The sequence below is a fragment of the Desulfogranum mediterraneum DSM 13871 genome, from assembly GCF_000429965.1.
Lineage (GTDB): Bacteria > Desulfobacterota > Desulfobulbia > Desulfobulbales > Desulfobulbaceae > Desulfogranum > Desulfogranum mediterraneum.
On the sequence record NZ_AUCW01000014.1, the window covers coordinates 116,648 to 138,122 of the forward strand.

The following is a 21,475-nucleotide window of genomic DNA, read 5'->3' on the forward strand; positions in this document are numbered from 1 at the left end:
ACACCTTGAAATTCAAACATTACAACCTGGTTCTCCACAGAGACAGCCCGTAGCCTAATGGCGCGAACTGACGCGTTTTCTGGGACAAGGCTGCGACCATGCCGTGCTGCCAGGCTTAACTTTCACCGCCGGATCATCCGGAAGGGTCACCCATGTATAGAAATTTTAAAATCGTTCCCAATATTATCTTCGGCAGAGGCTGCTTTAATCAACTGGACGGTATTCTCCAGGAGCGCCGAACGGATCCCGATACTCCCATTATATTTGTGCTTGACGATGTTTTCAAAGGGAAAACGCTTGAAGGCAGGATCCCGCTGCGGGGCAAGGACATGATCCTCCATGTCAATGTGGATGACGAGCCCAAGACCAGCTACATCGACGAACTGGTCACCCTGCTCAAGGAGACCTACCCGGTCACCCCGGCCGGCATCATCGGCATCGGCGGCGGCTCGACCATGGACATCGCCAAGGCCGTCTCCCTGATGCTCACCAATCCCGGGTCTGCGGCTGATTACCAGGGCTGGGACCTGATCCACAATCCGGCGGTCTACCATGCCGCCATCCCCACCCTCTCCGGAACCGGGGCCGAGATCTCCCGGACCACGGTCCTCACCGGTCCGGAAAAAAAGCTGGGCATCAACTCCGATTACACCCTCTATGACCAGATCATGCTGGACCCGGAACTCCTCGCCGGGGTGCCCAAGGATCAGTGGTTCTACAGCGGCATGGACTGCTATATCCATGATGTGGAGTCCCTGACCGGCACCTTTCTCAACGAGTTCAGCAGGGCCTATGGCGAAAAGTCCATAGAGCTCTGCCGCCAGGTCTTTCTCGAAGATCACCCGGAGCGTGACGATAAACTGATGATGGCCTCCTACTTCGGCGGCATGTCCATCGCCTACTCCCAGGTGGGCGCCTGCCATGCCCTCTCCTATGGGCTCTCCTTTGTCCTGGGAACCCACCATGGCATCGGCTGCTGCATCACCTTTGATTACCTGGAAGAGATCTATCCCCAGGGAGTGGCGGAGTTTCGTCGGATGATGGACAAACACGGCATCACCCTGCCCCGCAACCTGACCGCGAATCTCAGCGCCGAGGAGCTCGACACCATGGCCACCGTGGCCCTGGGACTGACCCCGCTCTGGGAAAACTGCCTGGGCAAGGGCTGGGAAGAGCAGATGACCAGGGAACGGGTCCTGGAGCTCTATCGCCGAATGTAAACCACCAAGGCAGCCAAGGCTCCCTGCCCTCCCGATGGAGGGCAGGGTCGCCAGTTCAGCTCCTCTCCCCCCTGTCCCCCTCTTTCCCTCTCAGGACTCCTTGGGCCCATCCCCCTCCATGCTCCCCAGCCGACGCAGGTAGTAGAGCCAGATCGTTCCCGGCAGCAGAAACAGCAGGGCCAGCACCACCACGATGGTCCGGGGACCAAGCCCGGCATCCAGGGCCTGGCCGGTAGCCAGGGTGGAGAGGCAGAGGGTCAGGGTCAACAGGGCCATCTCCACGGCAAAGACCCGGCCCCGGAAGCGAGCCTCCACCCGGTGATGGAGCAGGGCAGTGCTGAAGACCCACTGGATGGAGCCGCCGATATGCCCCAGGAGAACAAAACAGCCGGCCACCAGGATATTGGGGGCCTGACTGAAACAGAGGTAGGAGAGAGCCGAGATATAAAAGGCCGCGCCAATGGCCCGGCGCATGCCCTGGGGCTCGTTGCCGAACCAGCGCCAGGCCAGGAAGGGACCCACGGCCGCCCCCAGACCGCGCATGGAGTAGAGGGCCCCGCTCAGCCCGCCCTGACCGGACTGGGAGAAGACCTGTTCGCCGAAAACCGTCAACATCACCAGGATCCCCCCGGACAGGGCCCAGCCGCTCTTGACCAGCAACAGGGCCGCCACCCGGGGATGAGAACGGACATAGTGAAGCCCCTCGATGATATCAGCCAGCCCGGAGATGCGGGCCAGGGAGAAACCACCACCTTTAACGGCGGCAGAGACATGTTCCAGGGGCACCAGGGCGATCAGCAGGGCTGAGCCCATGAAGGTCACCACATCCACCAGGATGGCGGCCCTCCAGCCGAACCAGGCGGTGACAAAGCCGCCCAGGGCGGCACCCAGGGCCAGATTCACCGACCAGGAGGCGCCAAAGAGGCCATTGGCCACGTTGAGTTCCTCCCTGGTGCAGATATCCGGGATCGAGGCCTGCCTGGCCGGATGGTTGAAGCTCCATACCCCCTCCTGGAGAAAGGCCAGCAGATAGACCAGCCAGACCTGGCCGCTGACCCCCACCAGCAGATAACCGGCGACCACCAGGGCCCGAAGCAGGTCGCAGCAGACCATGATCCGTTTGCGGTTAAAGCGATCGGCAACCACCCCGGCAATGGGCCCCAGCAGGGTGGTGGGCAGAAACTTGGCAATCAGAAACCAACTCACGGCCTCGCCGGAACCGGTGAGTTCGGTCAAGAGCACAAAGATGGCAATATAATTGAACCAGTCACCGAGCTGGCTGACAATGGTGGCCAGCCAGAAACGACGAAAACGGGAATTGGTGCGCAGGATCCGCAGATAGGAGTCCAGCCGACCGGCTGAGGGTGCCGGTTGCGCCGGGCTGCTTGGCTTGCTATCGCTCATGATGTCCTGGAAAGGAGGGCAAAGGTTCTTGGGGGAGGTCACAGGCCGGACCGGATCCTGCCCGGCCATGGCAGACCTTTTCTGCAGCCACTGTCAAGGCCTCCAGGGTACTACCACAGGCCGCCGGGATCGGCAAGAGGGGTATCGGTAACAGGGTTTGCCCCCCGGATTGGCCCCTGCCCTCCGCCGGTCCTTGCTCACTGTGAGCCGGATGGAACGGGGCTGGCAGCTTGCCCGGACCGGTGCCACTCCCTAGCCAGGGCCGAGTCCGGAAGGGAACACCAAAAGGGGGATGCTTTTTTTGTTACTTTCGGGTCTACTCTTATCGACAATCGACTCCGGCCTGGCGAGAGACCAGTCGCCTCCCCCTGCAGGAGCCCATCCCCATCCCCATCCCAAAGACGAGACTGCCATGGTCAATCAAGCCCAGCGCCCCATGTTCCGTTACCTGATCGTCCTGACCATCTGCTCGGTGATCGGACTCCAGACCTGGATGGTGCTGTTCAACAACTTTGCGGTGGAGGTAGCCGGACTTGAGGGACAGGAGGTGGGGATCATCCAGTCGATCCGGGAAATCCCCGGCTTTCTTGCCCTGTTGGCGGTCTATGTGCTGCTGCTCCTTCGAGAGCATACCATCGCGGCCCTGGCCATCATCTGTCTGGGCGTGGGCACCGCAGCCACCGGCTTTTTTCCGGACTTCTCCGGCCTGGTGGCCACCACCCTGCTGATGAGTTTCGGCTTTCACTACTATGAGACCATGAACCACTCCCTGGTTCTCCAATACTTTGAGCACTCCAGCTCACCCCTGATCCTGGGGCGCCTGCGCAGCCTGGGCGCGGTAGCGGCCATTGCTACCAGCGGCTGCATCTATCTGCTCGATTTTGTCCTGGACTATCGCTTTATCTACCTGCTCCTGGGCAGCGGCGTGGCGGCTATGGGCTGCTGGGCGCTCTGCCAGAACCCCTCCCTGACCGAGCTGGTACCCCAACGAAAAAAGATGATCCTCCGCCGGCGCTACTCGCTCTACTATTTCCTGACCTTCATGGCCGGTGCCCGCCGCCAGATTTTCATTGCCTTTTCCGTGTTCCTGCTGGTAAAGATCTTCTCCTTCTCCGTACAAGAGGTGATCCTGCTCTTCATGGTCAACAACCTGATCAACGCCTTCTTCAGCCCGATCCTGGGGCGGGCCATCGTCCGCTTCGGAGAACGGCGGATCCTGAGTCTTGAGTATGCAGGCCTGATAGTGGTCTTTTTATGCTACGCCTTTAGCGAATCCAAGCTGGTGGTGGTGCTGATGTATGTGCTGGACCACCTCCTCTTTACCTTTTCCATGGCCATCCGCACCTACTTTCAGAAGATCGCCGATCCCAGGGATATTTCCCCCAGCATGGCGGTGGGCTTTACCATCAACCATATAGCGGCCGTGGTTATACCGGTGCTGGGCGGCCTGATCTGGATGATCGATTATCGAATCCCCTTTATCGCCGGAGCGATCATGAGCGCGATTTCCCTGACAGCGGTCCAGAAGATCCCTGTCTTTAACCGCAACAACGAACCCCAAGCAACAGCATGAACAAACCGACCTGTCCCACCCTGCCCGAGGCCACTGCCGCCATGCGGCGGCGATTAAGCAAAGACGAGATCAATGCCCTGCCGCTTGAACGCTGGCAGGGGCCTATCCAGTTGGTGAACAGCCCTCAACAGTGCCGAGAGGTCCTGCCCCGGCTGAGCAGCAGCAGCCTGCTCGGTTTTGACACCGAGACCAGGCCTGCCTTTCGCAAGGGGCAATCCTATCCGCCCTCCCTGCTCCAGCTGGCCACGGCTGAAGAGGTCTTCCTGTTCCAGCTCAAAAAAACCGGCCTGCCCCAGGAACTCTCTGCCCTGCTCAGTGACCACACCGTTGCCAAGGTCGGGGTGGCCATCGCCGATGACCTGGAAAATCTACAGAAGATCGAATCGTTCCAGCACGGCGGTTTTACCGACATTGCCCGCATCAGCAAGCGCCTGGGCCTGCACCACCACGGCCTCCGTGGCCTGGCCGCTGCGGTGCTCGACTTTCGGATCTCCAAATCCGCCCGGACCAGCAACTGGGCCAATGACCAACTCAGTCAAGCCCAGCTCCAATATGCCGCCACCGATGCCTGGGTGGGGCGGGAGATCTTCATCCGGCTCAGCGAGCTGCAGGCGGCGGCCTAGGGTCAGCGGGCAAGAGCGGCCCTGTTCCGGACCAGAAGGTACGCCCCAGGCAGAGCGCCTTTGTGCCAGGCTATACGAGTGAGAGCGCTTGGCCGGGCTGCCGCAAAGAGCCCAGCCACCTGAAAACACCCCTCAACCACAACAGCAAGGAGAGAGCCATGAGCCAACAGCCACAGAGCCACTACCAGTACCTTCAACACTCCTTTCCCGAGGTCATGACCGCCCTGGAAAACCTGGGCAGCACCGTTCGCCAGGCCGGTCCCCTGGACAGGAAGACCACAGAGCTGATTCAACTGGGGGTGGCGGCCGCAACCCAGTCCACCGGCGCAGTCCACTCCCATGCCAGACGGGCCAGGGAAGCCGGTGCCAGCCGGGAGGAGCTCCAACACGCCCTGCTGGTGCTGATCTCCACCATCGGCTTTCCCAAGGTGGCGGCCGCCCTGGCCTGGATCCAGGACAGCGACGCAGACAGGGCCTAAACACCCCAGACCATTCTCCCCTGCCCAAAGGTCATCCCTGGGGGCTGATGGGGGAGGGACTCACCACCCTTGCGCCCACACCATGCCAATGAACCTTTCCCGAAAAACCCTTGCTTTACTCTTTATCCTGATCCTGATCATCCTGACAGTGAGCAGCCTGCTGTTACGCCGGCAGCCGGAACACGACTTTGCATTCAGCAGCTATCAGGAGCTGGAACGACTCTTCAGCCAGAGAGGGTATGACTCCCGGGAATGGGAACAGGGGCTCACTCAAATTCCGCCCCTCTACCTGACCAGGATTCCGCAACACTGGACCGAGGAGGGTGCTGCCCAGCTTTCGATCCGGGAAAAGAAGCTGCTTTTTTTCCGTTGGCTGACCCCACTGGTCCTCCGCTCCAACCTGGAGATCATGGCGGAACAGGCCCGACTTGCCAGGGAGGGCGGCAAAGATACGGCCTGGCTGCAGGCAGTGGCTGAAAAATATAAGGTTCCCCTCCCCAGCCGGCAGGGGAGAGATGGTGAGCTCCTTGCCGCACTGAAGCTGCGGCTTGCCCCTATTCCTCCCTCACTGGCCCTGGCCCAGGCGGCAGAGGAGAGCGGCTGGGGAAGCTCTCGCTTTGCCGTCCAGGGCAATGCCCTCTACGGCCAATGGACCTGGAGCGGGACCGGCATGGACAGCAAAGAGCGCCAGCAGGGAAAGGGAAAGTACCAGGTCGCCTCCTTTGCCAGCCCGGCTGACTCGGTGGCCGCCTATATGCTCAACCTCAACACCCATCCCAGCTACCAGGAATTTCGCAGCCAACGGGCCGCCCTGGTCGATTCGGGTCGCCCTGCCGGCGGCATCCAGCTTGCCCAAACCCTGAGCCGCTATTCCCAGCGGGGCCAGGCCTATGTGGAGGACCTCCGCCTCCTGATCACAAAAAATCACCTCCAGCGGCTGGATCAGGCAAGACTCAGCCCCGACCCGCCGCTCTATCTGGTGCCGCTCCAGCCCTGAGAGCTGCGGCCCCTGCACCGGCCTCTGCCGGGAGGCCGGTTTATGCCCCTTAGGAATACTTTAAAAACTGTGGTTTTTCGATCAAGATCAGCTAAGCGCAGACTCCGAGGCATGGAGAAAGCCTACCGCAGAGATCCAACGGATATGCCGAGGAACAACGTTCGACATAACCTGGAGGTTAGCTAGAGGTTAGATAGAGGTCAACCAGAGGGTGCGCAGAGATTGGCAAAAAAAAAGTTTCAAGCCAGCCTTGTGCTTACCAGCTGTTGCCCGGCATGGAGACGCCCTCCTTCATCCGCTCCAGCTGATCGGCCAGATCATCGATCTCCTGCTGCCAGTAGCCGTGACTGCCGAAATCCGGAATGAGCGGAGAGCTGCCATCCTCCTTGACCTGATAGGCGCACCAGGCACTATAATGGACAAAACGCATGGCCCGCAGGGGTTCCATCAGGGCCAGGCTGCCGTGATCAAAGGAGCGAAAGGTCTCATATCCCTCTAAAAAAAAATCCAATTCTGCCCAGGAATCGCTCACAGCTCCGGGCAGCAGCATCCAGAAGTCCTGGATCGGCGGCCCCATGGCCATATCATCCAGATCGATCAGATAGTAGGCCTCATCGGGCCGGTAGATCAGGTTGCCTGCGTGACAGTCCCCGTGGATCCGGATCATTTCGCTCTGGCTAAAGAGGGGCGCGGCCTGCTCGATGAACTGCTCCACCACGCCCTGGTAGGCGGGCAGCAGCTCAGGCGGCAGCAGACCGCTTTCCAGGATATAGTGCAGCTGGCCGGCAGTACTCTTATCCGGCCGGATCACCGGACGGTGGCTGAAGTCATGGCCGGCTCCCACCAGATGGGCCCGCCCCAACAGACGCCCCAGGGCCAGCCACTGCTCATCGCCGAGCTCGTCCAGGTAGCGGCCGCCCTTTTTAGGGTAGATCGCAAAATAGACCTGATCCCGGCAGCCCAGGGTGGTGCCGCTGGTCAACGGCAGCGGGGCGATCACCGGGATCTCGGCCTCTGCCAGCTCAGCCATGAAGGTATGTTCTTCCCGCAGGGCCGCCTCACTCCAGCGACCGGGACGGTAAAACTTGATCACATACCCATTGCCGTCTTCATCTTCAAACTCATAGACCCGATTGATATAGCTGTTCAGGGGACGACACAGGTTTGAGCAGTAGAAACCGAGCTCTTCCTCCACCAGATTTAAAATACCCACAGGGTTCAAATGCTGAAAACCCTCGCTTGCCCCTCTCTCCCTCTTCTCCATCCAGATCCCCTTACATGGGCGGAGGCCATCTCTGCAACCGCCTGCCTACCCTTGTTAATCCTTTGCAATATCAGCAAAAAGTGCTAATCTATTTCAAAATAATCATTATCGCACGGCTACTCCTACGCTGTGTCACCACCTTTACGGAGCCACCTGCCCCATGATACCTGATCAGGGCAGTGCTGTCTTAGCTTATCCTCAAAAATCGTACCAAGGGCCGCTCTCCCCTGAACGCTCCAAAGAAGGGAAACAGCCAGAACAGACGGCAGCGGCAACAGACACCCAACCCAGCCACCAGTGGTAGAGCTGACCAAGGAGGTCCAGATGAAACAGTGGGAATGTACAGTTTGCGGCTATATCCATGAGGGGGAGCTTCCTCCCGAGGAATGTCCCGTCTGCGGTGCCGGAGCGGAGATGTTTGTCGAGGTCAATGCAGCTGCGGCTGAACCTGCAGAAACCGTCCCGGCACCGGAGCCGACTCCGCAGCCAGGCAGAGCAGAGGCGGCTGCCCAGGCCCCTGCCCCCGACTCTGCCCCGGAGAGGATCAGCAGCCTGATCCTCCGCTTTCACCTCCACCCCATCGCCGTGCACAGCCCCAACGGTATCGTTCCCCTGGCCGTACTCCTCCTCTTTCTGTGCTTCCTCTTCGGAACCAGCAGCCTGGAGTCCGCAGCCTTCTACAACCTGCTCTTTGTCCTGGTGATGATGCCGGCGGTGCTGCTCACCGGCTACCTCACCTGGAAAAAGAAGTATCAGGGGAAACTGACCTCGCTCTTCCAGGTAAAGATCGGGGCCTCACTGCTCTCGCTGAGCCTGCTCCTGGTGCTGGTAGCCTGGAGGATCCTCCAGCCCCAGATCATGACCAGCGCCTCCGGAGCCCGGATCCTCTACCTTGCCCTCTCCCTGCTGCTGCTGGGAGCCATCGGGACGGCCGGCCATCTGGGCGGCAAGCTGGTCTTTGGAGGCAAGAAGTAGTCCCCAATACACGACGGTTATCGACAATGATTATTAAATGATTTTTATTCCCAATAACCCTTGCATTACATGGCGGAGTGCGCTATCTATTGGCCCCACAGATGAGCAAGCCCTGCCGTATATCACGACCTTTTCAATCAACAAGGAGAACAACCATGGCCACAACCAACGAAAATCTGAAAGAGGCCTTTGCCGGTGAAAGTCAGGCCAACCAAAAATACCAGGCCTTTGCCAAGAAGGCGGAGCGGGAAGGCTTCACCAACATCGCCAAGCTCTTCAAAACCACTGCCGAGGCAGAACGGATCCATGCAGAGGGCCACCTCAAGGCCCTGGATATGATTGCCTCCACCGCCGACAACCTCCAGGCAGCCATTGACGGCGAGACCTACGAGTTCACCGAGATGTACCCCCCCATGGTGGAGCAGGCCGTCTCTGACAGCCACAAGGCCAAGACCATGTTCAAGTTTGCCGTGGATGCCGAAGAGGTGCACGCCCAGATCTATGGCAAGGCCCTGGAGGCGGTAAAGAGCGGAGTGGATATGGATGTCAGCGACTTCTACCTCTGCCCGGTCTGCGGTTACATTGAAATGGGCGCTGCCCCGGAGAAATGCCCGGTCTGTGGTGCCAAGCAGCAGGTCTTTACCCAGGTTGCCTAGAGCGTCAACCCACCTGCAGGCTTCCGACAGTTACCTCCCGGTAGCTGTCGGAACCTCCCCCCAACCACTCCCTCCTCCTGCTCTTTTCCTTGCCAGTTCATCTCCTTCTTCTCCTTGCCCGGCTGCAGCTGCGTTCTTAGTCTATAGAGAACACCATAGAGAACACCATGCACATCAGCCGGAGGGCTACCATGGAGAACGTCCTGAACAGACTGCACCTCTTCACCTTGCTGCTGACCCTGGCACTGACTCCACCGGCACTGGCGACAGAAAGGGTTGCCACCCTGGATAAAGAGTCCCTGAAAAACATGTTGGCCTCAGCCGAACTGATCCTGATCGACACCAGGGCCCCGGCTGACTGGGAGACCAGCAGCGCCAAGATCCGGGGCGCTGTTCGCGGAGCAGCAGCTGATTTTAACCACTGGGGGAAACGCTACCCCAAGGAGGCCACCATTGTCCTCTACTGCTCCTGACCCAACGAGGCAACCAGTGCCAGGTTGGCACGGAAGATGATGGCCCAGGGCTACACCCGGGTCTATGCCTTGAAAGGAGGCTGGAGGGAGTGGCAGGAACACAACTTTCCCATGGAAGGGAAAGAAACTGAAGATAGCCGAGCAGAACCCGGAGCGTAAGCCTGGATCTCTCGAAATCAGGCCAGCCAGGCCTGGGCGGTCCTGGGAAAGGAACAATAACCAGGGCAGCCCCTGAACCAGCGGGCCGCTCTCAGGACTGCTCTTTGCCAGGGAGCCGTTGATAGAGGGGCAGGGAAGGGGCCGAGGGAGCCTGGGGCAAAGAATCCCGGCTACTGCAGCAGCAGCTGGAGCCCTGGCCATGACAACTTTGGCCTGCCCTGCCGCCGCGCTCCGCGGCCCGACGACGGCAGAAGATCAGCAGCCAGCTGAAGCCGGAAAAGGCCGGAAAACTCAGGCCAAAGAGCAACAGGAAGTCAGCCACCGTACCCCCTCATCCAGTAAAAACATCCATCAAAACCATCTATCAAAATCAGCCACCGAAATCGTCGAAGAAAATATTATCCGGCTCCACCCCCAAGTTGTCGAGCATCTCCCTGACCGCCTTGATCATCATGGGCGGACCGCAGAGGTAGTATTCCACGTCCTCGGGCGCCGGATGATCCGCCAGATAGGAGTCGTAGAGCACCTGATGGATAAAGCCGGTCTTGCCGGTCCAGTTGTCTTCGGGCTGCGGCTCGGACAGGGCCACCTCAAAGGTGAAGTTGGGGTGCTCCCTGGCCAGGGCTGCAAACTCCTCGGCATAGAAAACCTCCTGCAGACTCCGCCCCCCATACCAGTAGGCCACCTTTCTGCCGGTCTTTCTGGCCTTGAACAGCTCAAAGATATGACTGCGCAGGGGGGCCATGCCCGCTCCGCCGCCGATATAGATCATCTCCGCCTCACTCTCATGGATGAAAAAATCACCAAAAGGACCGGCGATGATGACCTCTTCGCCTGGCTTGAGGTTGAAGATGTAGGAGGAGGCCTGCCCCGGAGGAATCCCCAGGGGGCCCCTGGGTGGAGGACTGGCAATGCGGACGTTGAGTTTGATGATCCCCTCTTCCCCGGGATAGTTGGCCATGGAGTAGGCCCGGGTCACCGGGGTATGGACATGGGACTGGTACTGAAACATCTTGAACTTGGTCCAATCACCCAGGAACTTTTCATCGATATCAAAGCTCTTGTAGTTGAGGGCATGGGCAGGGACCTCGATCTGGATATAGCCTCCCGACGTAAAGTTCACGGATTCGCCCGGAGGCAGCTCCAGGACCAGCTCCTTGATAAAGGTGGCCACGTTGCGATTGGAACGGACCCGACACTGCCACTTGCGGGTCTCCAGCATCTCCTCCGGGACCTGAATCTTCAGATCCCGCTTCACCGGCACCTGACAGGCCAACCGATACCCGGCCCTGGCCTCATAGCGTTTGATGGCAGAGAGCTCGGTGGGCAGGATCCCCCCCCCGCCCTGCTCCACCACACAGCGGCACTGGCCGCAGGAGCCGCCGCCGCCACAGGCAGAGGAGAGGAAGATACCGTTGTCTGCCAGGGTGGTCAGGAGCTTGCCGCCGGGGGAGGAGTGGAGCTCTTTCTCCCCATTGACCAGGATGGAGATATCCCCACTGGGGAGCAGGACCTTCTTGGCCAGAACAATCAGCGAAACCAGGATAAACTGGATGGTGAGGAAAGAGAGCACCCCATAGATGACTTCGTTCATTGTCGTTCCTCCCGCGTCTCCCGCTTAAAATCCGGCCAGGCCCATGAAGGCCAGGGCGATCAGGCCGGCGCTGATAAAGGTCACGCCCAGACCGCGCAGCCCGGCCGGCGGATCGGCGTACTCCAATTTTTCCCGGATACCGGCCAGGAGCACCACGGCCACAAAAAAACCGCCGCCCGCACCGATGCCGTAGGCCATGCTCTCCACCAGGCTGTAATCGCGCTCGACCATGAACAGGCTGCCGCCGAGGATGGCGCAGTTGACGGTCAGAAGCGGCAGGAAGATGCCCAGGGTGTTATAGAGCCCGGGGCTGAAGCGATCGAGAAACATCTCCAGAATCTGGACAATGGCGGCGATGGTGCCGATATAGCAGAGCAGCCCCAGAAAGGTAAGGTCGATCTCCGCTTGCCCGGCCCAGGCCAGGGCCCCGGCCTTGAGCATTTTATTGAGGATCAGGTTGTTGACCGGAACGGTGATGGTCATCAAGACCAGCACCGCCGCCCCCAGGCCCACGGCACTCTTGACCGTCTTGGAGATGGCCAGGAAGGTGCACATGCCCAGAAAGAAACTGAGCGGCAGATTCTCGATAAAGAGGGAGCGAAAGACTATCTCAAACAGATGGGCGATCATCGTTCCTCCTGCTGGACAGGGTCAATGGTCCGCAAGAACCAGATGAGCAGGGCAATCAGGAAGAAGGCACTCACCGGCAGGACCAGGAAACCGTTCCGCAGGTACCAGCCCCCATTGGTGGTCAGGGGCAGCACCTCCATCCCAAAAAAGGTGCCTGCGCCAAAAAGTTCCCGGACTGCGGCCACAAACATCAGAACAAAGCCATAGCCCAGACCGTTGCCGATGCCGTCTAAGAAGGAGTCGATCGGGGGATTGCTCATGGCAAAGCCCTCGGCCCGTCCCATGACGATACAGTTGGTGATGATCAGCCCCACATAGATGGAGAGTTGCTTGGAGAGATCAAAGTAGAAGGCCCGCAGGACCTGATCCACCAGGATCACCAGGGTGGCGATCACCGTGATCTGAATGCCGATCCGCACCGAGGAGGGGATCTGATGACGGACGATGGAGATGGTCAGGCTGGAGAAGGCCACCACCAGAGTCACACAGACAAACATCACGGCAGCGGTGATCAGCTGGGAGGTCACGGCCAGGGCCGAACAGATCCCCAGAACCAGCAGGGCGATGGGATTACGCTCGATGATGGAGCGCAGCAACAGGTCTCTTGTCCGCTCAGCCATTGGAACCTCCCTTGGCATGCAAACGCTCCAGAAAGGGTTGGAAGCCATGTTCACCAAACCAGAAGCGCATCAGTTCATTGACCCCGACCGAGGTCATGGTGGCCCCGGAGAGGCCGTCCACCTCATAGGGGGCCTGGTCCGGCCCTGTTCCTGCCCCGCCCTTGACCAGCCGAAACCGCACCCTCTGTTCGGGCCCATAGACCTGTTTACCCTGCCAGCTCTGCTGCCAGCGCTGGTTTTCCACCTCACCGCCCAGGCCCGGGGTCTCTCCATGGGCATAGAAGCTGATGCCGCGGATGGTGCTACCGTCACCATCCAGGGCCACATAGGCAAACATGGTGGACCAGAGCCCCTTGCCGCGGACCGGGAGGATAATCTGCTCCAGCCCCTGGCTGCCGCCAACCAGATAGACCAGGGAATATTTCTCCAGGCGGGAGAGCCGCGCCAGATCCTCATCCCGCTCCAGGGGGCGCCCCAGATCCGGGGAAAAGGCCGCCTTCAGCTGGTTGTAGTCTTCAGGAGCCAGCACTTCCCTGGGGACCAACCTGCCGCTGCTCAACTCCACCAGGCGCGTATCCACCTGGGCAAACTGCTCTGCCACCGGCACGCCTGGCCGGAGGAGCCCTGCGGCGCGAAGGATATTCTTCTTCTGATCCAGCTGTCGGTTGGCCTCCTGGAAGGGCCGCAGGCCGACCGCTGCCCCTGCCACCAGGGCGGAGCAGACAAAGGCCAGGACCAGCACCGAATAAAAGGGTTTCAAGGGAGATTCTTCAGCCATGTCGTATTGCCCTACGTTTAATATTGGCTTGGATCACAAAATAATCAAGCAGGGGCGCCAGCACGTTACCCAGGAGGATGGCCAGCATCACCCCCTCGGGATAGGCAGGGTTGGCCACCCTGATGGTAATGGCCAGGCAGCCGATGAAGCCGCCGTAGAGCCACTGGCCCATTCTGGTCTGGGCAGCGGAGACCGGGTCGGTGGCCATGAAGGTCAGACCAAAGGCAAAGCCCCCCATGACCAGGTGATAGTGTGGCGGCAGCTCCATCAGGGGGTTATCCCCTCCAGGCCAGAGCCAGAAGAGCAGGCCCATGGCCAGACCGCCCAGGGCCATGGAGAGCATGATCCGCCAGGAGGCGATACCACTGACCAGGAGCAGGGCCACCCCGAGCAGACAGGCCAGGGTGGAGGTCTCTCCCATGGAGCCGGGGATGGTGCCAAGGAAGGCCTGGCTCCAGCTGAAGCCCAGCTTGGTCATCACCCCGCCTGGCTCGGCGGCAGCGACACTGGCAATGGGGGTGGCACCGGTAAAACCGTCCACCGCGGTCCAGACCCGGTCCCCGCTGATCTGGGCAGGATAGGCAAAGAAGATAAAGGCCCTGGAGACCAGGGCAGGGTTCATGAAGTTGCGCCCCACCCCGCCAAAGACCTCCTTGGCAAAGATCACCCCAAAGCTGATGCCCAGGGCCACCTGCCAGAGGGGGATGGTGGCCGGCAGGGTCAGGGGGAAGAGCAGGCTGGTGACCAGGAAGGCCTCGGACATCTCGTGGCCGCGGATGACATTGAAGAGGCACTCCCAGATGCTGCCCACCAGCACGGTGACCAGGTAGATGGGCAGGAAGTAGAGTCCACCGTGGATGAAGTTGGAGAGCAGGGAGTCCGGATCACAGCCCACCAGGGCCATGACCTGGCCGCGCCAGCCCCCCGGCAGGGGGATCCCCAACTGGGTCAGGGCGCTGTTGGCCTGGTAACCGGTATTCCAGAGGGCCATGACCACGCAGGGGATCAGGGCGATGATCACGGTGATCATGATCCGCTTATAATCCACCCCATCCCGGACATGGGGGGCTGTGGAGGTCACCCTGCTGGAGTGGAAGAGAAAGGAATCGGTGGCCTCGTAGAGCGGATACCACCGTTCAAGGGGCCCCCCCTGTTCAAACTTGGGGCCGAGTTGTGCAAACAGATCGCTGAGAAGGCTCATATCGTCTCAAGGTGGCTCTGGTTACTCGGGGCAGCAGCTGGGGGCTGCTGCTCCGGAGGGAATGGTCATCTGTACAGCCCTGCTCCCGGCTTGATTCAGCCCTCCTGCTCGATGGAGGTCAAGACCTGACGCAGCATGGGGCCGAACTCGTTCTTGCCCGGGCAGACAAAGGAGCAGAGGGCCAGGTCCTCCTCGATCAGCTCCAGGCAGCCCAGGGCCGCTGCTTTCTCGCTATCCCCCACGGCCAGGGCCTTGAGCAGGGGCAGGGGGATGATATCCAGGGGCATCACCCGCTCATAGACGTCCAGGGGAAAGATGGCCCGTCTGCCGCCCCAGGCAGCGGTCATCATGGGCAGGAGGCGCCCCTTGGCGCTGAAGGCAGAGAGAAAGAGGCCGGTGACCGAGAAGCGATCTCTGCCCGGCGCCAGCCAGCCAAACAGGGACCTGCCGCTGCCCTCCCGGAGCACGCTCAGCTGACGATGATAGCGCCCCAGGTAGCCGTCCGCCTGCCGCCAGGGACGACCGTCCAGGACCGTACCCGAGAGCAGTCGTTGATCATCCCGTTCCGCCAGCTCATGGGAGCAGAGCTGGCGGAGCGAGGCTCCCAGGCGGGTCCGCACCAGGCCTGGCCGGTGAAAGTCTTCGCCGCCCAGGGCCACCACCTGCTCCTGCTGGAGCCGACCATGGTGAAAGAGGGCGCCGATCCTGATCACCTCCTGATAGCAGAGCTGCCAGACCTCTTTGTTCTCATGGACCGGATCGATGAAATGGATATGGGTGGAGGGGAGACCGGCGGGATGGGGACCGCTAAAGGACCAGCTCTGCACCCCCTCCACCCCGAGCGTTGCCAGGGGACTGGCCGGCGGCAGACAGAGATGGAGGGGGACGGCCAGCATCCGCACCAGCACACGCAGGCCTAAGACAAAGAGCTCCTGCCGGGGGGCAATGATCACCTCGGGATCCGGGGCCAGGGGATTGGTATCCAGGGCAGTGACAAACAGCGAGGAGGGACGGGAATCGCTGCGGGGGATCCTGCCAAAGGGGCGGCTGCGCAGGCTTGTCCACAGACCGGACTGCTGGAGCAGCTCCCGGATGGACTCCGGAGAGTGCTGCTCGGGCGGCAGGGCCTGGGCCTGCTCAAAACAGATTTCCTCTTCCCCCTCCAGGGCCACCACCAGAGCATCAAAGCGACGTTTGGGGCCTCGGTGGATGGCCTCCACCCTGCCGCTGCCCGGGGAGGTGAAGGAGAAACCGGGATTTTTCTTGTCCGTGAAGAGCGGCTGACCCAGCTTGACCCTGTCCCCCTCCCTGACCAGCATGGTGGGCTTCAGGCCGAGGTAATCCTCAGCCACCAAAGCCACCCGGTCCACCGGGGCTCCTTCACGTATCACTTGCTCCGGGGCGCCCTTGAGGGGCAGATCAAGGCCCTGTTGCACGGTAATGTTCTTCATATCAGCCCTGAAAGCCGCTGCTGCGATGCTGCTCAAGCCCCTTGTCGATCAGGAGCCCCTCACAGTGCTCCATGGACTCCAGCAGGGCTACGGCCTCCTGGGGGCCAAGCACCATGGCAGCGGTTGCCAGGCCGTCGGCAAGGGCCACCGAGGGGGCCGTGACCGTGGCGCTGGCCAACTCGGGTGGAGAGATGCCGGTACGCGGATCGATGATATGATGATGGCGAAGATCCTGACTGTACCAGTGGATATAATCCCCGGAGGTGGCCACGGCCGTGGGACCGCTGAGCTCCAGGGTGATCCGCTCCTGCTGCTGCCCTGGCCGGGGATTGCGCACCCCGATCCGCCAGGGTTGGTCCTGGGGCTTGCCGCCGGCAACCATCAGATCACCGCCGGCCTCGACATAGACCTGTGCACAGCCCTGCTCCCGCAGGGTCTGGACCCCCTGATCAACCACATAGCCCTTGGCAATACCGTCCAGGGTGAGGGCCATGTTCTCCCGGCCCAACACCACCTGCCGACTGCTGCAGGACACGGCCCCGTGGTCCACGCTCTCCAGGATCCGGGCAAGTTGGCCGGCATCGGGGCTGGGGTTGCGGCGATAGAGCTCCACCAGGGGCAGGACCGTGATATCAAAGGCGCCGCTGCTGCGCTCACTGATCTCTTCGGCCAGGGTGAGTACGGCCTGCAGATCTTTGGAGGGTTGAGCCAGCCTCTTGTCGCGATTGAGCCGGGAGAGCTCACTCTCCTCCTGGTGCCTGCTGAGCAGAGCCTCCACCTCAGCCATCCGGGCCAGGGTGCGATCAACGGCGCGATGGGCCTGCTGCTGATCCTCCCCGTAGACGATCAGGTTGATCTGGGTCCCCATCATGGTCCGACTCTCCCGGGCCAGCCAGCTCTTGGCAGGAGCTGGCCGCAGGCCGAAACGATAGGCCGCCCCGGCGGCTCCGGCAAGGGCTACAATCTGAAGGAATCGACGTCGGTGAATACGGGGTTCGCTCTTCCTGCTTGCACTCATCGTTCATACACCTCATGACCAGGGATTGCAGACCAAACGACAGAGCTGCCAAGAGTGCTGCCCTGCCGGCTGATCCGGCTCGGATTGGCTGGACCGCTGAAGGCAAGCCCAATAGTTCTCATTCCCGCTGGGAGCTTACTTCAGCTTCTCCTGATTCAGCTGCTTTGTCAAGGGTTGGACCGGAGATTTTATAAATCTTAACAGATTGTTTTCGCACCCGATTCTGTGAAGGGCCTCAGTTGCTCCAGCAGCGATTCGGCAAATCCCCAGATTAAGGGGCCATAGCGGGCAAACTCCCGCAGCTGCTGTTGGGAGGCGAGCAGAGCCTCCAGCCCGCAGTGGCCATGCCGGTAGAGCGCCAGCAGCAGCATCAGGGTGTTGAAGTGGACCAGGCCCTGGGCACGGGCAGCCTTGAGCACCCCCTTATCCTCGGAAATCACCGCCATGGCCAACTCCCCGGCAAGGGCAGAGACCGCCTGATCCGCCGTAAGCGTCCCTGCCTGGACCATGACCAGCCCCGGCGGCAGCGGCCGGCCATACTCCCGGGCCACCTGGTGGGGCAGCAGCAGGCGGTAGCAGGAACTGACCCTGGTCAGGAGGGAGAGCTTGCGGAGATAGATCAGGCTTGAGGTATCCACAACCCCTCCCCGGAATTGTTCAAGATCACGAAGGGCCTGTTCAAGGTTCATGGTGTACACTCTCTTCTGAAGATAATAGAGCTGACACGCTCAAGGTGGCGAGGTTTCCGGCAGGCAGCGCCGGCAAGCAAGAGTTCAAGGTCTCCTTGATTCGACTCGCCCTTCCATGGTAACACGAAAGAAGAGTTCATCTTTAACGTTTTTCACCTCCCTCCTCGGAAGGCAACAAGACCATCAGGGAGTGGACCACTGGAGGCCCCTATGGAGTTACAATTAAAGGAGTTACAGCTGGAGATTGACCAGGACAGCTGTATCCAATGCCGTGCCTGCGTGCAGGACTGCCCCTACGCTATCCTGGAACTCGCCCCTGATTATCCGGCGGTGATCCCGGATCGGGCCGAGCAGTGTATCGAGTGCCAGCACTGCCTGGCAGTCTGTCCCACCGGGGCACTCTCCATCCTCGGTTTTGAGCCCGAGGGCTCACTGCCCCTCAAGGGGATCTTCCCAACAGAGGAGCAGCTGAGCGGCCTGATCCGGGGCCGTCGTTCGGTGCGGCGATACAAGGCCACGCCCCTGGAGCCCGAAGTGATCGATGCCATGCTGGCCACCGTTGCCCATGCCCCCACCGGGGTGAACAACTGCCAGTGCCTGTTCAGTGTGGTGGAAGACCAGGAGGTGATGAAGAGGATCAGGGAACAGACCATAGCCGGCATCCGGGCCAAGGCGGAGAGCGAGTCCCTGCCCAGCGGACTGGAATTTTTTGCAGGCATTGTCCGGGCCTGGGATGAGGGCAACGATATCCTCTTCCGGGGTGCGCCCCACCTGCTGCTGGTCTCCACCCCAAAGCAGGGACCATCTCCCCAGGTGGACCCCATCATTGCCCTCAGTTACTTCGAGCTGCTGGCCGCCAGCATGAAGCTCGGTACCCTCTGGAATGGTCTGGCCAAATGGGCCTTCATGGATATTGTTCCGGAGATGCTGCCCAGGCTTGGCATCCCCGAGGACCACAGCCTGGGCTACCTGATGCTCTTTGGTCAACCGGCGGTACAGTATTTTCGCACGGTCCAGCGGGCTCCGGGCAATGTCCGACGGGTGGTCTTTTAAGCTGCTGCTCCTCGCCTGCACTTGCCTGACAGGCAGGAATGGTTATCCTGTTTTAACACAGCTCTCCGGCCTCGATATTGCATCGAATGCACAGAGATACTGAGACGGCACCCAAGTAAACCCAAGAGGAGGCCTCCATGGAAATAGGACCAAACACCCTGGCCAGCCAGGAAATCACCCTGAACCGCGCCCAGGCCGGCCAGGATATATTGCAAAAAACACTGGAAAAAAGCGATGAAGCAAGACAGGCCGGACAGAGTCCTGAACGTCCTGAACCCCAACGGGTTACCTCCATCGGTAACCAGAGAATCGACACCTACGCCTGAGCCTGCCCCAAAAAAGCCCGCGCCACGGTCTGATCCGGTGGCGCGGGCGTGTCACTCCAATTTCTTTTTTGTATTTCCCTGTGCGCCTTGCCGACGGCTCCAGGCTGTCAGGATGTACCGCCTTTCAGCTCAGCCAAATCTACCGGTAATATAATCCTCGGTCAGCTGATGGAGGGGATTGGTAAAGATCCGATCCGTGGCCCCCACCTCCACCAGGTCGCCCAGATGAAAGTAGGCGGTACGCTGGGAGATCCTGGCTGCCTGCTGCATGTTATGGGTAACGATGACGATGGTGTACTGCTGCTTGAGTTCGGTGATCAGGTCCTCCACCGTAGCCGTGGCAATGGGGTCCAGGGCGGAACAGGGCTCGTCCATGAGGATCACCTCCGGCCGGACGGCCACTGCCCTGGCAATGCAGAGCCGCTGCTGCTGGCCGCCGGAAAGACCGGTTCCGGGCTGCTCCAGACGATCACTCACCTCGTCCCAGAGGCCGGCCTTTTTCAGGGCATCCTCCACCACCTCATCCAGCTCCGACTTGGAGCTGACCAGGCCGTGAATCTTGGCGCCGTAGGCCACGTTGTCATAGATGGACTTGGGAAAGGGGTTGGGCTTCTGAAAGACCATGCCCACCTGGGCCCGCAGCGGCACCACATCCACCTGTCTGCCATAGATATCCTGACCGTCCAGAAGGATCTCTCCCCGCACCCTACAGATATCCACGGTGTCGTTCATCCGATTGAGACAGCGGAGAAAGGAGGACTTGCCGCAGCCCGAGGGCCCGATCATGGCCAGGACCTCGTTTTTGGCCACATCGATGGACACCCCGTTGATGGCCTGCTTGTTGCCGTAAAAGACCTCTACTCCGCGACAGGTCATCCGGGCATCTTCGACAAAGGGTGTACCCACGGTTTGGCGCTGTTCCCGACTGACCCGCTCACTCCTGATCTCTTCTTGAGCGCTCTCCACGGCACCAGGCCTTATCAGGCTATTCCCACTTTCCAAAACCATATCTATTCCCATCTTGACCCTCGACTATTAACACGCCCAGGGGATTGCCATGGCAATCCCCTGAGCTCAAGACAACAATCACCCTATTTCCTTAGCTGCGAGGCAACTGCTCAATCCATCACCAGGGGGGTCAACTCCTTGGCTGCCCGGGCAAACTGCCTCCGTTCTTCCACAGGTGCCGGAATCAGCCCCTTATCGGCCAGATAGCCATCCTCACCCCAGGCCCGGTCATTGCTGAACTCGGCCAGATACTCTGCAATCCCCGGGATCACCCCGACATGGGCCTTCTTGACATAGAAGTAGAGGGGACGGGATACCGGATAGCTACCATCGGCGATCTCTTCAAAGGTGGGATTGGTGCCATCGACCCTGGAACCCTGGATCTTGTCGCTGTTCTGATCCAGGAAACTGAAACCAAAGATCCCCAGTGCCTGGGGGTTGGCCTCCAGCTTCTGGACGATCAGGTTATCGTTCTCCCCTGCCTCGATATAGGCGCCGTCTTCACGGACGGTATGACAGATCCCCTTGTAGGCCTTCTTATCCTTCTTCTTCATGGCCTTGATAAAGGGGAACTGCTTACAGCCGCCCTCCATGGCCAGCTCGACAAAGGCATCCCTGGTACCGGAGGTTGGGGGAGGCCCCAGCACCTCGATGGGAGTGGCCGGCAGCGCAGGGTTGACCTCTTTCCAGGTCGTATAGGGGTTGGCAACCAGCTTCTCGCCGCCCTTGGGATCCGGTACATCCTTGGCCAGGGCCAGGAACAGGTCCTTGCGGCTCAGCTCCAGCTGGGCCGTCTTCTTGGAGTTGGCCACCACGATCCCGTCATAACCGATCTTCATCTCGACGATATCGGTGACCCCGTTGGCCTGACACTTCTGATACTCAGACTTCTTGATCCGGCGCGAGGAGTTGGTCACGTCCGGAGTTTTGACCCCGATGCCGGCGCAGAACAGTTTCATCCCGCCGCCTGAACCGGTGGACTCAATCTTGGGGGTCTTAAAGCGGCTGGTCTTACCAAACTGCTCGGCCACGGTGGTGGCAAAGGGATAGACCGTTGAGGAACCGACTATGGAAATGTAATCACGCCCGGCTGCCAGGGTGGTACCTGCGACAGAGGCCATCATCAGGGATGCGGCTGCCAGGGCTACGCTCTTCTTCAACATCTCGTTCTCCTTGTTTCCTTGTTAACATTCTTTACTACAGCTGGTTGACTGCTTCCTGCTTATCATGGGCACACACTCTACCCCCGGATTGTTCAGAAACCGTTAGCACTCTATTTCAGTT

General features: G+C 60.3%; 23 protein-coding genes. 10 read left to right on the plus strand and 13 right to left on the minus strand.

Translation table 11 applies throughout. The features are described 5' to 3' along the window. Positions 1–152 precede the first annotated feature (152 nt). The gene (locus G494_RS0106975; RefSeq protein WP_028583956.1) at positions 153–1,220 is read left to right on the plus strand and encodes an iron-containing alcohol dehydrogenase family protein; all 1,068 of its coding nucleotides are present in this window, start codon (positions 153–155) and stop codon (positions 1,218–1,220) included. 90 nt (positions 1,221–1,310) lie between these two features. Here G494_RS0106975 and G494_RS0106980 read toward each other — a convergent pair whose 3' ends face one another. Then, positions 1,311–2,624, minus strand: coding sequence for an MFS transporter (locus G494_RS0106980; protein ID WP_035245799.1), 1,314 nt, complete (start codon positions 2,622–2,624; stop codon positions 1,311–1,313). 412 nt (positions 2,625–3,036) lie between these two features. On the opposite strand from G494_RS0106980, the gene G494_RS0106985 reads away from it, so the two are divergent. The 4 genes from G494_RS0106985 to G494_RS22330 all read left to right on the plus strand — a co-directional run bounded on the left by G494_RS0106985 (position 3,037) and on the right by G494_RS22330 (position 6,296). After that, positions 3,037–4,197 (plus strand): MFS transporter, encoded by a 1,161-nt coding sequence (locus G494_RS0106985; RefSeq protein ID WP_028583958.1) that lies wholly within the window; start codon positions 3,037–3,039, stop codon positions 4,195–4,197. Further along, complete coding sequence (locus G494_RS0106990) at positions 4,194–4,820, plus strand: 3'-5' exonuclease (RefSeq protein WP_208597640.1); 627 nt, start codon at positions 4,194–4,196, stop codon at positions 4,818–4,820. Before G494_RS0106985 ends, G494_RS0106990 begins: the two co-directional genes overlap by 4 nt. Positions 4,821–4,978: 158 nt before the next feature. Next, complete coding sequence (locus tag G494_RS0106995) at positions 4,979–5,299, plus strand: carboxymuconolactone decarboxylase family protein (protein ID WP_028583960.1); 321 nt, start codon at positions 4,979–4,981, stop codon at positions 5,297–5,299. 88 nt (positions 5,300–5,387) lie between these two features. Then, positions 5,388–6,296, plus strand: coding sequence for a glucosaminidase domain-containing protein (locus G494_RS22330; protein WP_051305472.1), 909 nt, complete (start codon positions 5,388–5,390; stop codon positions 6,294–6,296). A gap of 256 nt (positions 6,297–6,552) precedes the next feature. Here G494_RS22330 and G494_RS0107005 read toward each other — a convergent pair whose 3' ends face one another. Further along, positions 6,553–7,560 carry a serine/threonine protein kinase gene (locus G494_RS0107005; RefSeq protein WP_051305473.1) on the minus strand — a complete coding sequence of 336 codons (1,008 nt, stop codon included), beginning with the start codon at positions 7,558–7,560 and terminating at the stop codon, positions 6,553–6,555. Positions 7,561–7,884: 324 nt separating this feature from the next. Here G494_RS0107005 and G494_RS27905 point away from each other — a divergent pair, with 324 nt between their 5' ends. The 3 genes from G494_RS27905 to G494_RS27910 all read left to right on the plus strand — a co-directional run bounded on the left by G494_RS27905 (position 7,885) and on the right by G494_RS27910 (position 9,823). Then, complete coding sequence (locus tag G494_RS27905) at positions 7,885–8,535, plus strand: rubredoxin-like domain-containing protein (protein ID WP_028583962.1); 651 nt, start codon at positions 7,885–7,887, stop codon at positions 8,533–8,535. 155 nt (positions 8,536–8,690) lie between these two features. Next, on the plus strand, positions 8,691–9,191 hold the full coding sequence (locus G494_RS0107015) for a rubrerythrin family protein (protein WP_028583963.1): 501 nt from the start codon (positions 8,691–8,693) through the stop codon (positions 9,189–9,191). 191 nt (positions 9,192–9,382) lie between these two features. Beyond that, positions 9,383–9,823, plus strand: coding sequence for a rhodanese-related (seleno)protein (locus G494_RS27910; protein ID WP_269746552.1), 441 nt, complete (start codon positions 9,383–9,385; stop codon positions 9,821–9,823). A gap of 91 nt (positions 9,824–9,914) precedes the next feature. Here the strand turns inward: G494_RS27910 and G494_RS0107035 are convergent, their stop codons facing one another. The 9 genes from G494_RS0107035 to G494_RS0107075 form a co-directional block, all read right to left on the minus strand. Continuing rightward, positions 9,915–10,145, minus strand: coding sequence for a hypothetical protein (locus G494_RS0107035; protein ID WP_028583965.1), 231 nt, complete (start codon positions 10,143–10,145; stop codon positions 9,915–9,917). A gap of 48 nt (positions 10,146–10,193) precedes the next feature. Next, positions 10,194–11,417 carry an NADH:ubiquinone reductase (Na(+)-transporting) subunit F gene (nqrF, locus tag G494_RS0107040; RefSeq protein WP_028583966.1) on the minus strand — a complete coding sequence of 408 codons (1,224 nt, stop codon included), beginning with the start codon at positions 11,415–11,417 and terminating at the stop codon, positions 10,194–10,196. A 24-nt stretch (positions 11,418–11,441) separates the two neighbouring features. Next, positions 11,442–12,047: an NADH:ubiquinone reductase (Na(+)-transporting) subunit E gene (gene nqrE / locus G494_RS0107045; RefSeq protein WP_084456520.1), complete on the minus strand. Its 606-nt coding sequence runs from the start codon at positions 12,045–12,047 to the stop codon at positions 11,442–11,444. Then, a complete protein-coding gene (locus G494_RS0107050) occupies positions 12,044–12,667 on the minus strand; it encodes an NADH:ubiquinone reductase (Na(+)-transporting) subunit D (protein WP_028583968.1) in 624 nt (207 codons plus the stop codon). Before G494_RS0107050 ends, nqrE begins: the two co-directional genes overlap by 4 nt. Then, positions 12,660–13,445 (minus strand): Na(+)-translocating NADH-quinone reductase subunit C, encoded by a 786-nt coding sequence (locus G494_RS0107055; RefSeq protein WP_028583969.1) that lies wholly within the window; start codon positions 13,443–13,445, stop codon positions 12,660–12,662. Before G494_RS0107055 ends, G494_RS0107050 begins: the two co-directional genes overlap by 8 nt. Beyond that, positions 13,438–14,646: an NADH:ubiquinone reductase (Na(+)-transporting) subunit B gene (locus G494_RS0107060; RefSeq protein ID WP_028583970.1), complete on the minus strand. Its 1,209-nt coding sequence runs from the start codon at positions 14,644–14,646 to the stop codon at positions 13,438–13,440. The genes G494_RS0107055 and G494_RS0107060 overlap by 8 nt, the downstream gene beginning before the upstream one ends. A gap of 95 nt (positions 14,647–14,741) precedes the next feature. After that, the gene (locus G494_RS0107065) at positions 14,742–16,097 is read right to left on the minus strand and encodes a Na(+)-translocating NADH-quinone reductase subunit A (RefSeq protein ID WP_028583971.1); all 1,356 of its coding nucleotides are present in this window, start codon (positions 16,095–16,097) and stop codon (positions 14,742–14,744) included. A gap of 1 nt (position 16,098) precedes the next feature. Beyond that, a complete protein-coding gene (locus G494_RS0107070; RefSeq protein WP_028583972.1) occupies positions 16,099–17,115 on the minus strand; it encodes an FAD:protein FMN transferase in 1,017 nt (338 codons plus the stop codon). Positions 17,116–17,312: 197 nt separating this feature from the next. Continuing rightward, on the minus strand, positions 17,313–17,804 hold the full coding sequence (locus tag G494_RS0107075) for a hypothetical protein (protein WP_028583973.1): 492 nt from the start codon (positions 17,802–17,804) through the stop codon (positions 17,313–17,315). Positions 17,805–18,014: 210 nt separating this feature from the next. On the opposite strand from G494_RS0107075, the gene G494_RS0107080 reads away from it, so the two are divergent. Further along, positions 18,015–18,857: a nitroreductase family protein gene (locus G494_RS0107080; protein ID WP_028583974.1), complete on the plus strand. Its 843-nt coding sequence runs from the start codon at positions 18,015–18,017 to the stop codon at positions 18,855–18,857. A gap of 137 nt (positions 18,858–18,994) precedes the next feature. Beyond that, positions 18,995–19,183, plus strand: coding sequence for a hypothetical protein (locus G494_RS0107085; protein WP_028583975.1), 189 nt, complete (start codon positions 18,995–18,997; stop codon positions 19,181–19,183). A 129-nt stretch (positions 19,184–19,312) separates the two neighbouring features. On the opposite strand, the gene pstB is transcribed toward G494_RS0107085, so the two are convergent. Next, positions 19,313–20,185 carry a phosphate ABC transporter ATP-binding protein PstB gene (pstB, locus tag G494_RS0107090; RefSeq protein WP_028583976.1) on the minus strand — a complete coding sequence of 291 codons (873 nt, stop codon included), beginning with the start codon at positions 20,183–20,185 and terminating at the stop codon, positions 19,313–19,315. A 116-nt stretch (positions 20,186–20,301) separates the two neighbouring features. Next, positions 20,302–21,354: a PstS family phosphate ABC transporter substrate-binding protein gene (locus G494_RS0107095; protein ID WP_028583977.1), complete on the minus strand. Its 1,053-nt coding sequence runs from the start codon at positions 21,352–21,354 to the stop codon at positions 20,302–20,304. Positions 21,355–21,475 lie beyond the last annotated feature (121 nt).

What these genes read in the sequence shown, in the direction of transcription:
- G494_RS0106975 (WP_028583956.1), top strand. Translation starts at nt 153, where the DNA reads ATGTATAGAAATTTTAAAATCGTTCCCAATATTATCTTCGGCAGAGGC.
- G494_RS0106980 (WP_035245799.1), bottom strand. Translation starts at nt 2,624, where the DNA reads ATGAGCGATAGCAAGCCAAGCAGCCCGGCGCAACCGGCACCCTCAGCC.
- G494_RS0106985 (WP_028583958.1), top strand. Translation starts at nt 3,037, where the DNA reads ATGGTCAATCAAGCCCAGCGCCCCATGTTCCGTTACCTGATCGTCCTG.
- G494_RS0106990 (WP_208597640.1), top strand. Translation starts at nt 4,194, where the DNA reads ATGAACAAACCGACCTGTCCCACCCTGCCCGAGGCCACTGCCGCCATG.
- G494_RS0106995 (WP_028583960.1), top strand. Translation starts at nt 4,979, where the DNA reads ATGAGCCAACAGCCACAGAGCCACTACCAGTACCTTCAACACTCCTTT.
- G494_RS22330 (WP_051305472.1), top strand. Translation starts at nt 5,388, where the DNA reads ATGAACCTTTCCCGAAAAACCCTTGCTTTACTCTTTATCCTGATCCTG.
- G494_RS0107005 (WP_051305473.1), bottom strand. Translation starts at nt 7,560, where the DNA reads ATGGAGAAGAGGGAGAGAGGGGCAAGCGAGGGTTTTCAGCATTTGAAC.
- G494_RS27905 (WP_028583962.1), top strand. Translation starts at nt 7,885, where the DNA reads ATGAAACAGTGGGAATGTACAGTTTGCGGCTATATCCATGAGGGGGAG.
- G494_RS0107015 (WP_028583963.1), top strand. Translation starts at nt 8,691, where the DNA reads ATGGCCACAACCAACGAAAATCTGAAAGAGGCCTTTGCCGGTGAAAGT.
- nqrF (WP_028583966.1), bottom strand. Translation starts at nt 11,417, where the DNA reads ATGAACGAAGTCATCTATGGGGTGCTCTCTTTCCTCACCATCCAGTTT.
- nqrE (WP_084456520.1), bottom strand. Translation starts at nt 12,047, where the DNA reads ATGATCGCCCATCTGTTTGAGATAGTCTTTCGCTCCCTCTTTATCGAG.
- G494_RS0107050 (WP_028583968.1), bottom strand. Translation starts at nt 12,667, where the DNA reads ATGGCTGAGCGGACAAGAGACCTGTTGCTGCGCTCCATCATCGAGCGT.
- G494_RS0107055 (WP_028583969.1), bottom strand. Translation starts at nt 13,445, where the DNA reads ATGGCTGAAGAATCTCCCTTGAAACCCTTTTATTCGGTGCTGGTCCTG.
- G494_RS0107060 (WP_028583970.1), bottom strand. Translation starts at nt 14,646, where the DNA reads ATGAGCCTTCTCAGCGATCTGTTTGCACAACTCGGCCCCAAGTTTGAA.
- G494_RS0107065 (WP_028583971.1), bottom strand. Translation starts at nt 16,097, where the DNA reads ATGAAGAACATTACCGTGCAACAGGGCCTTGATCTGCCCCTCAAGGGC.
- G494_RS0107070 (WP_028583972.1), bottom strand. Translation starts at nt 17,115, where the DNA reads ATGAGTGCAAGCAGGAAGAGCGAACCCCGTATTCACCGACGTCGATTC.
- G494_RS0107075 (WP_028583973.1), bottom strand. Translation starts at nt 17,804, where the DNA reads ATGAACCTTGAACAGGCCCTTCGTGATCTTGAACAATTCCGGGGAGGG.
- G494_RS0107080 (WP_028583974.1), top strand. Translation starts at nt 18,015, where the DNA reads ATGGAGTTACAATTAAAGGAGTTACAGCTGGAGATTGACCAGGACAGC.
- G494_RS0107085 (WP_028583975.1), top strand. Translation starts at nt 18,995, where the DNA reads ATGGAAATAGGACCAAACACCCTGGCCAGCCAGGAAATCACCCTGAAC.
- G494_RS0107095 (WP_028583977.1), bottom strand. Translation starts at nt 21,354, where the DNA reads ATGTTGAAGAAGAGCGTAGCCCTGGCAGCCGCATCCCTGATGATGGCC.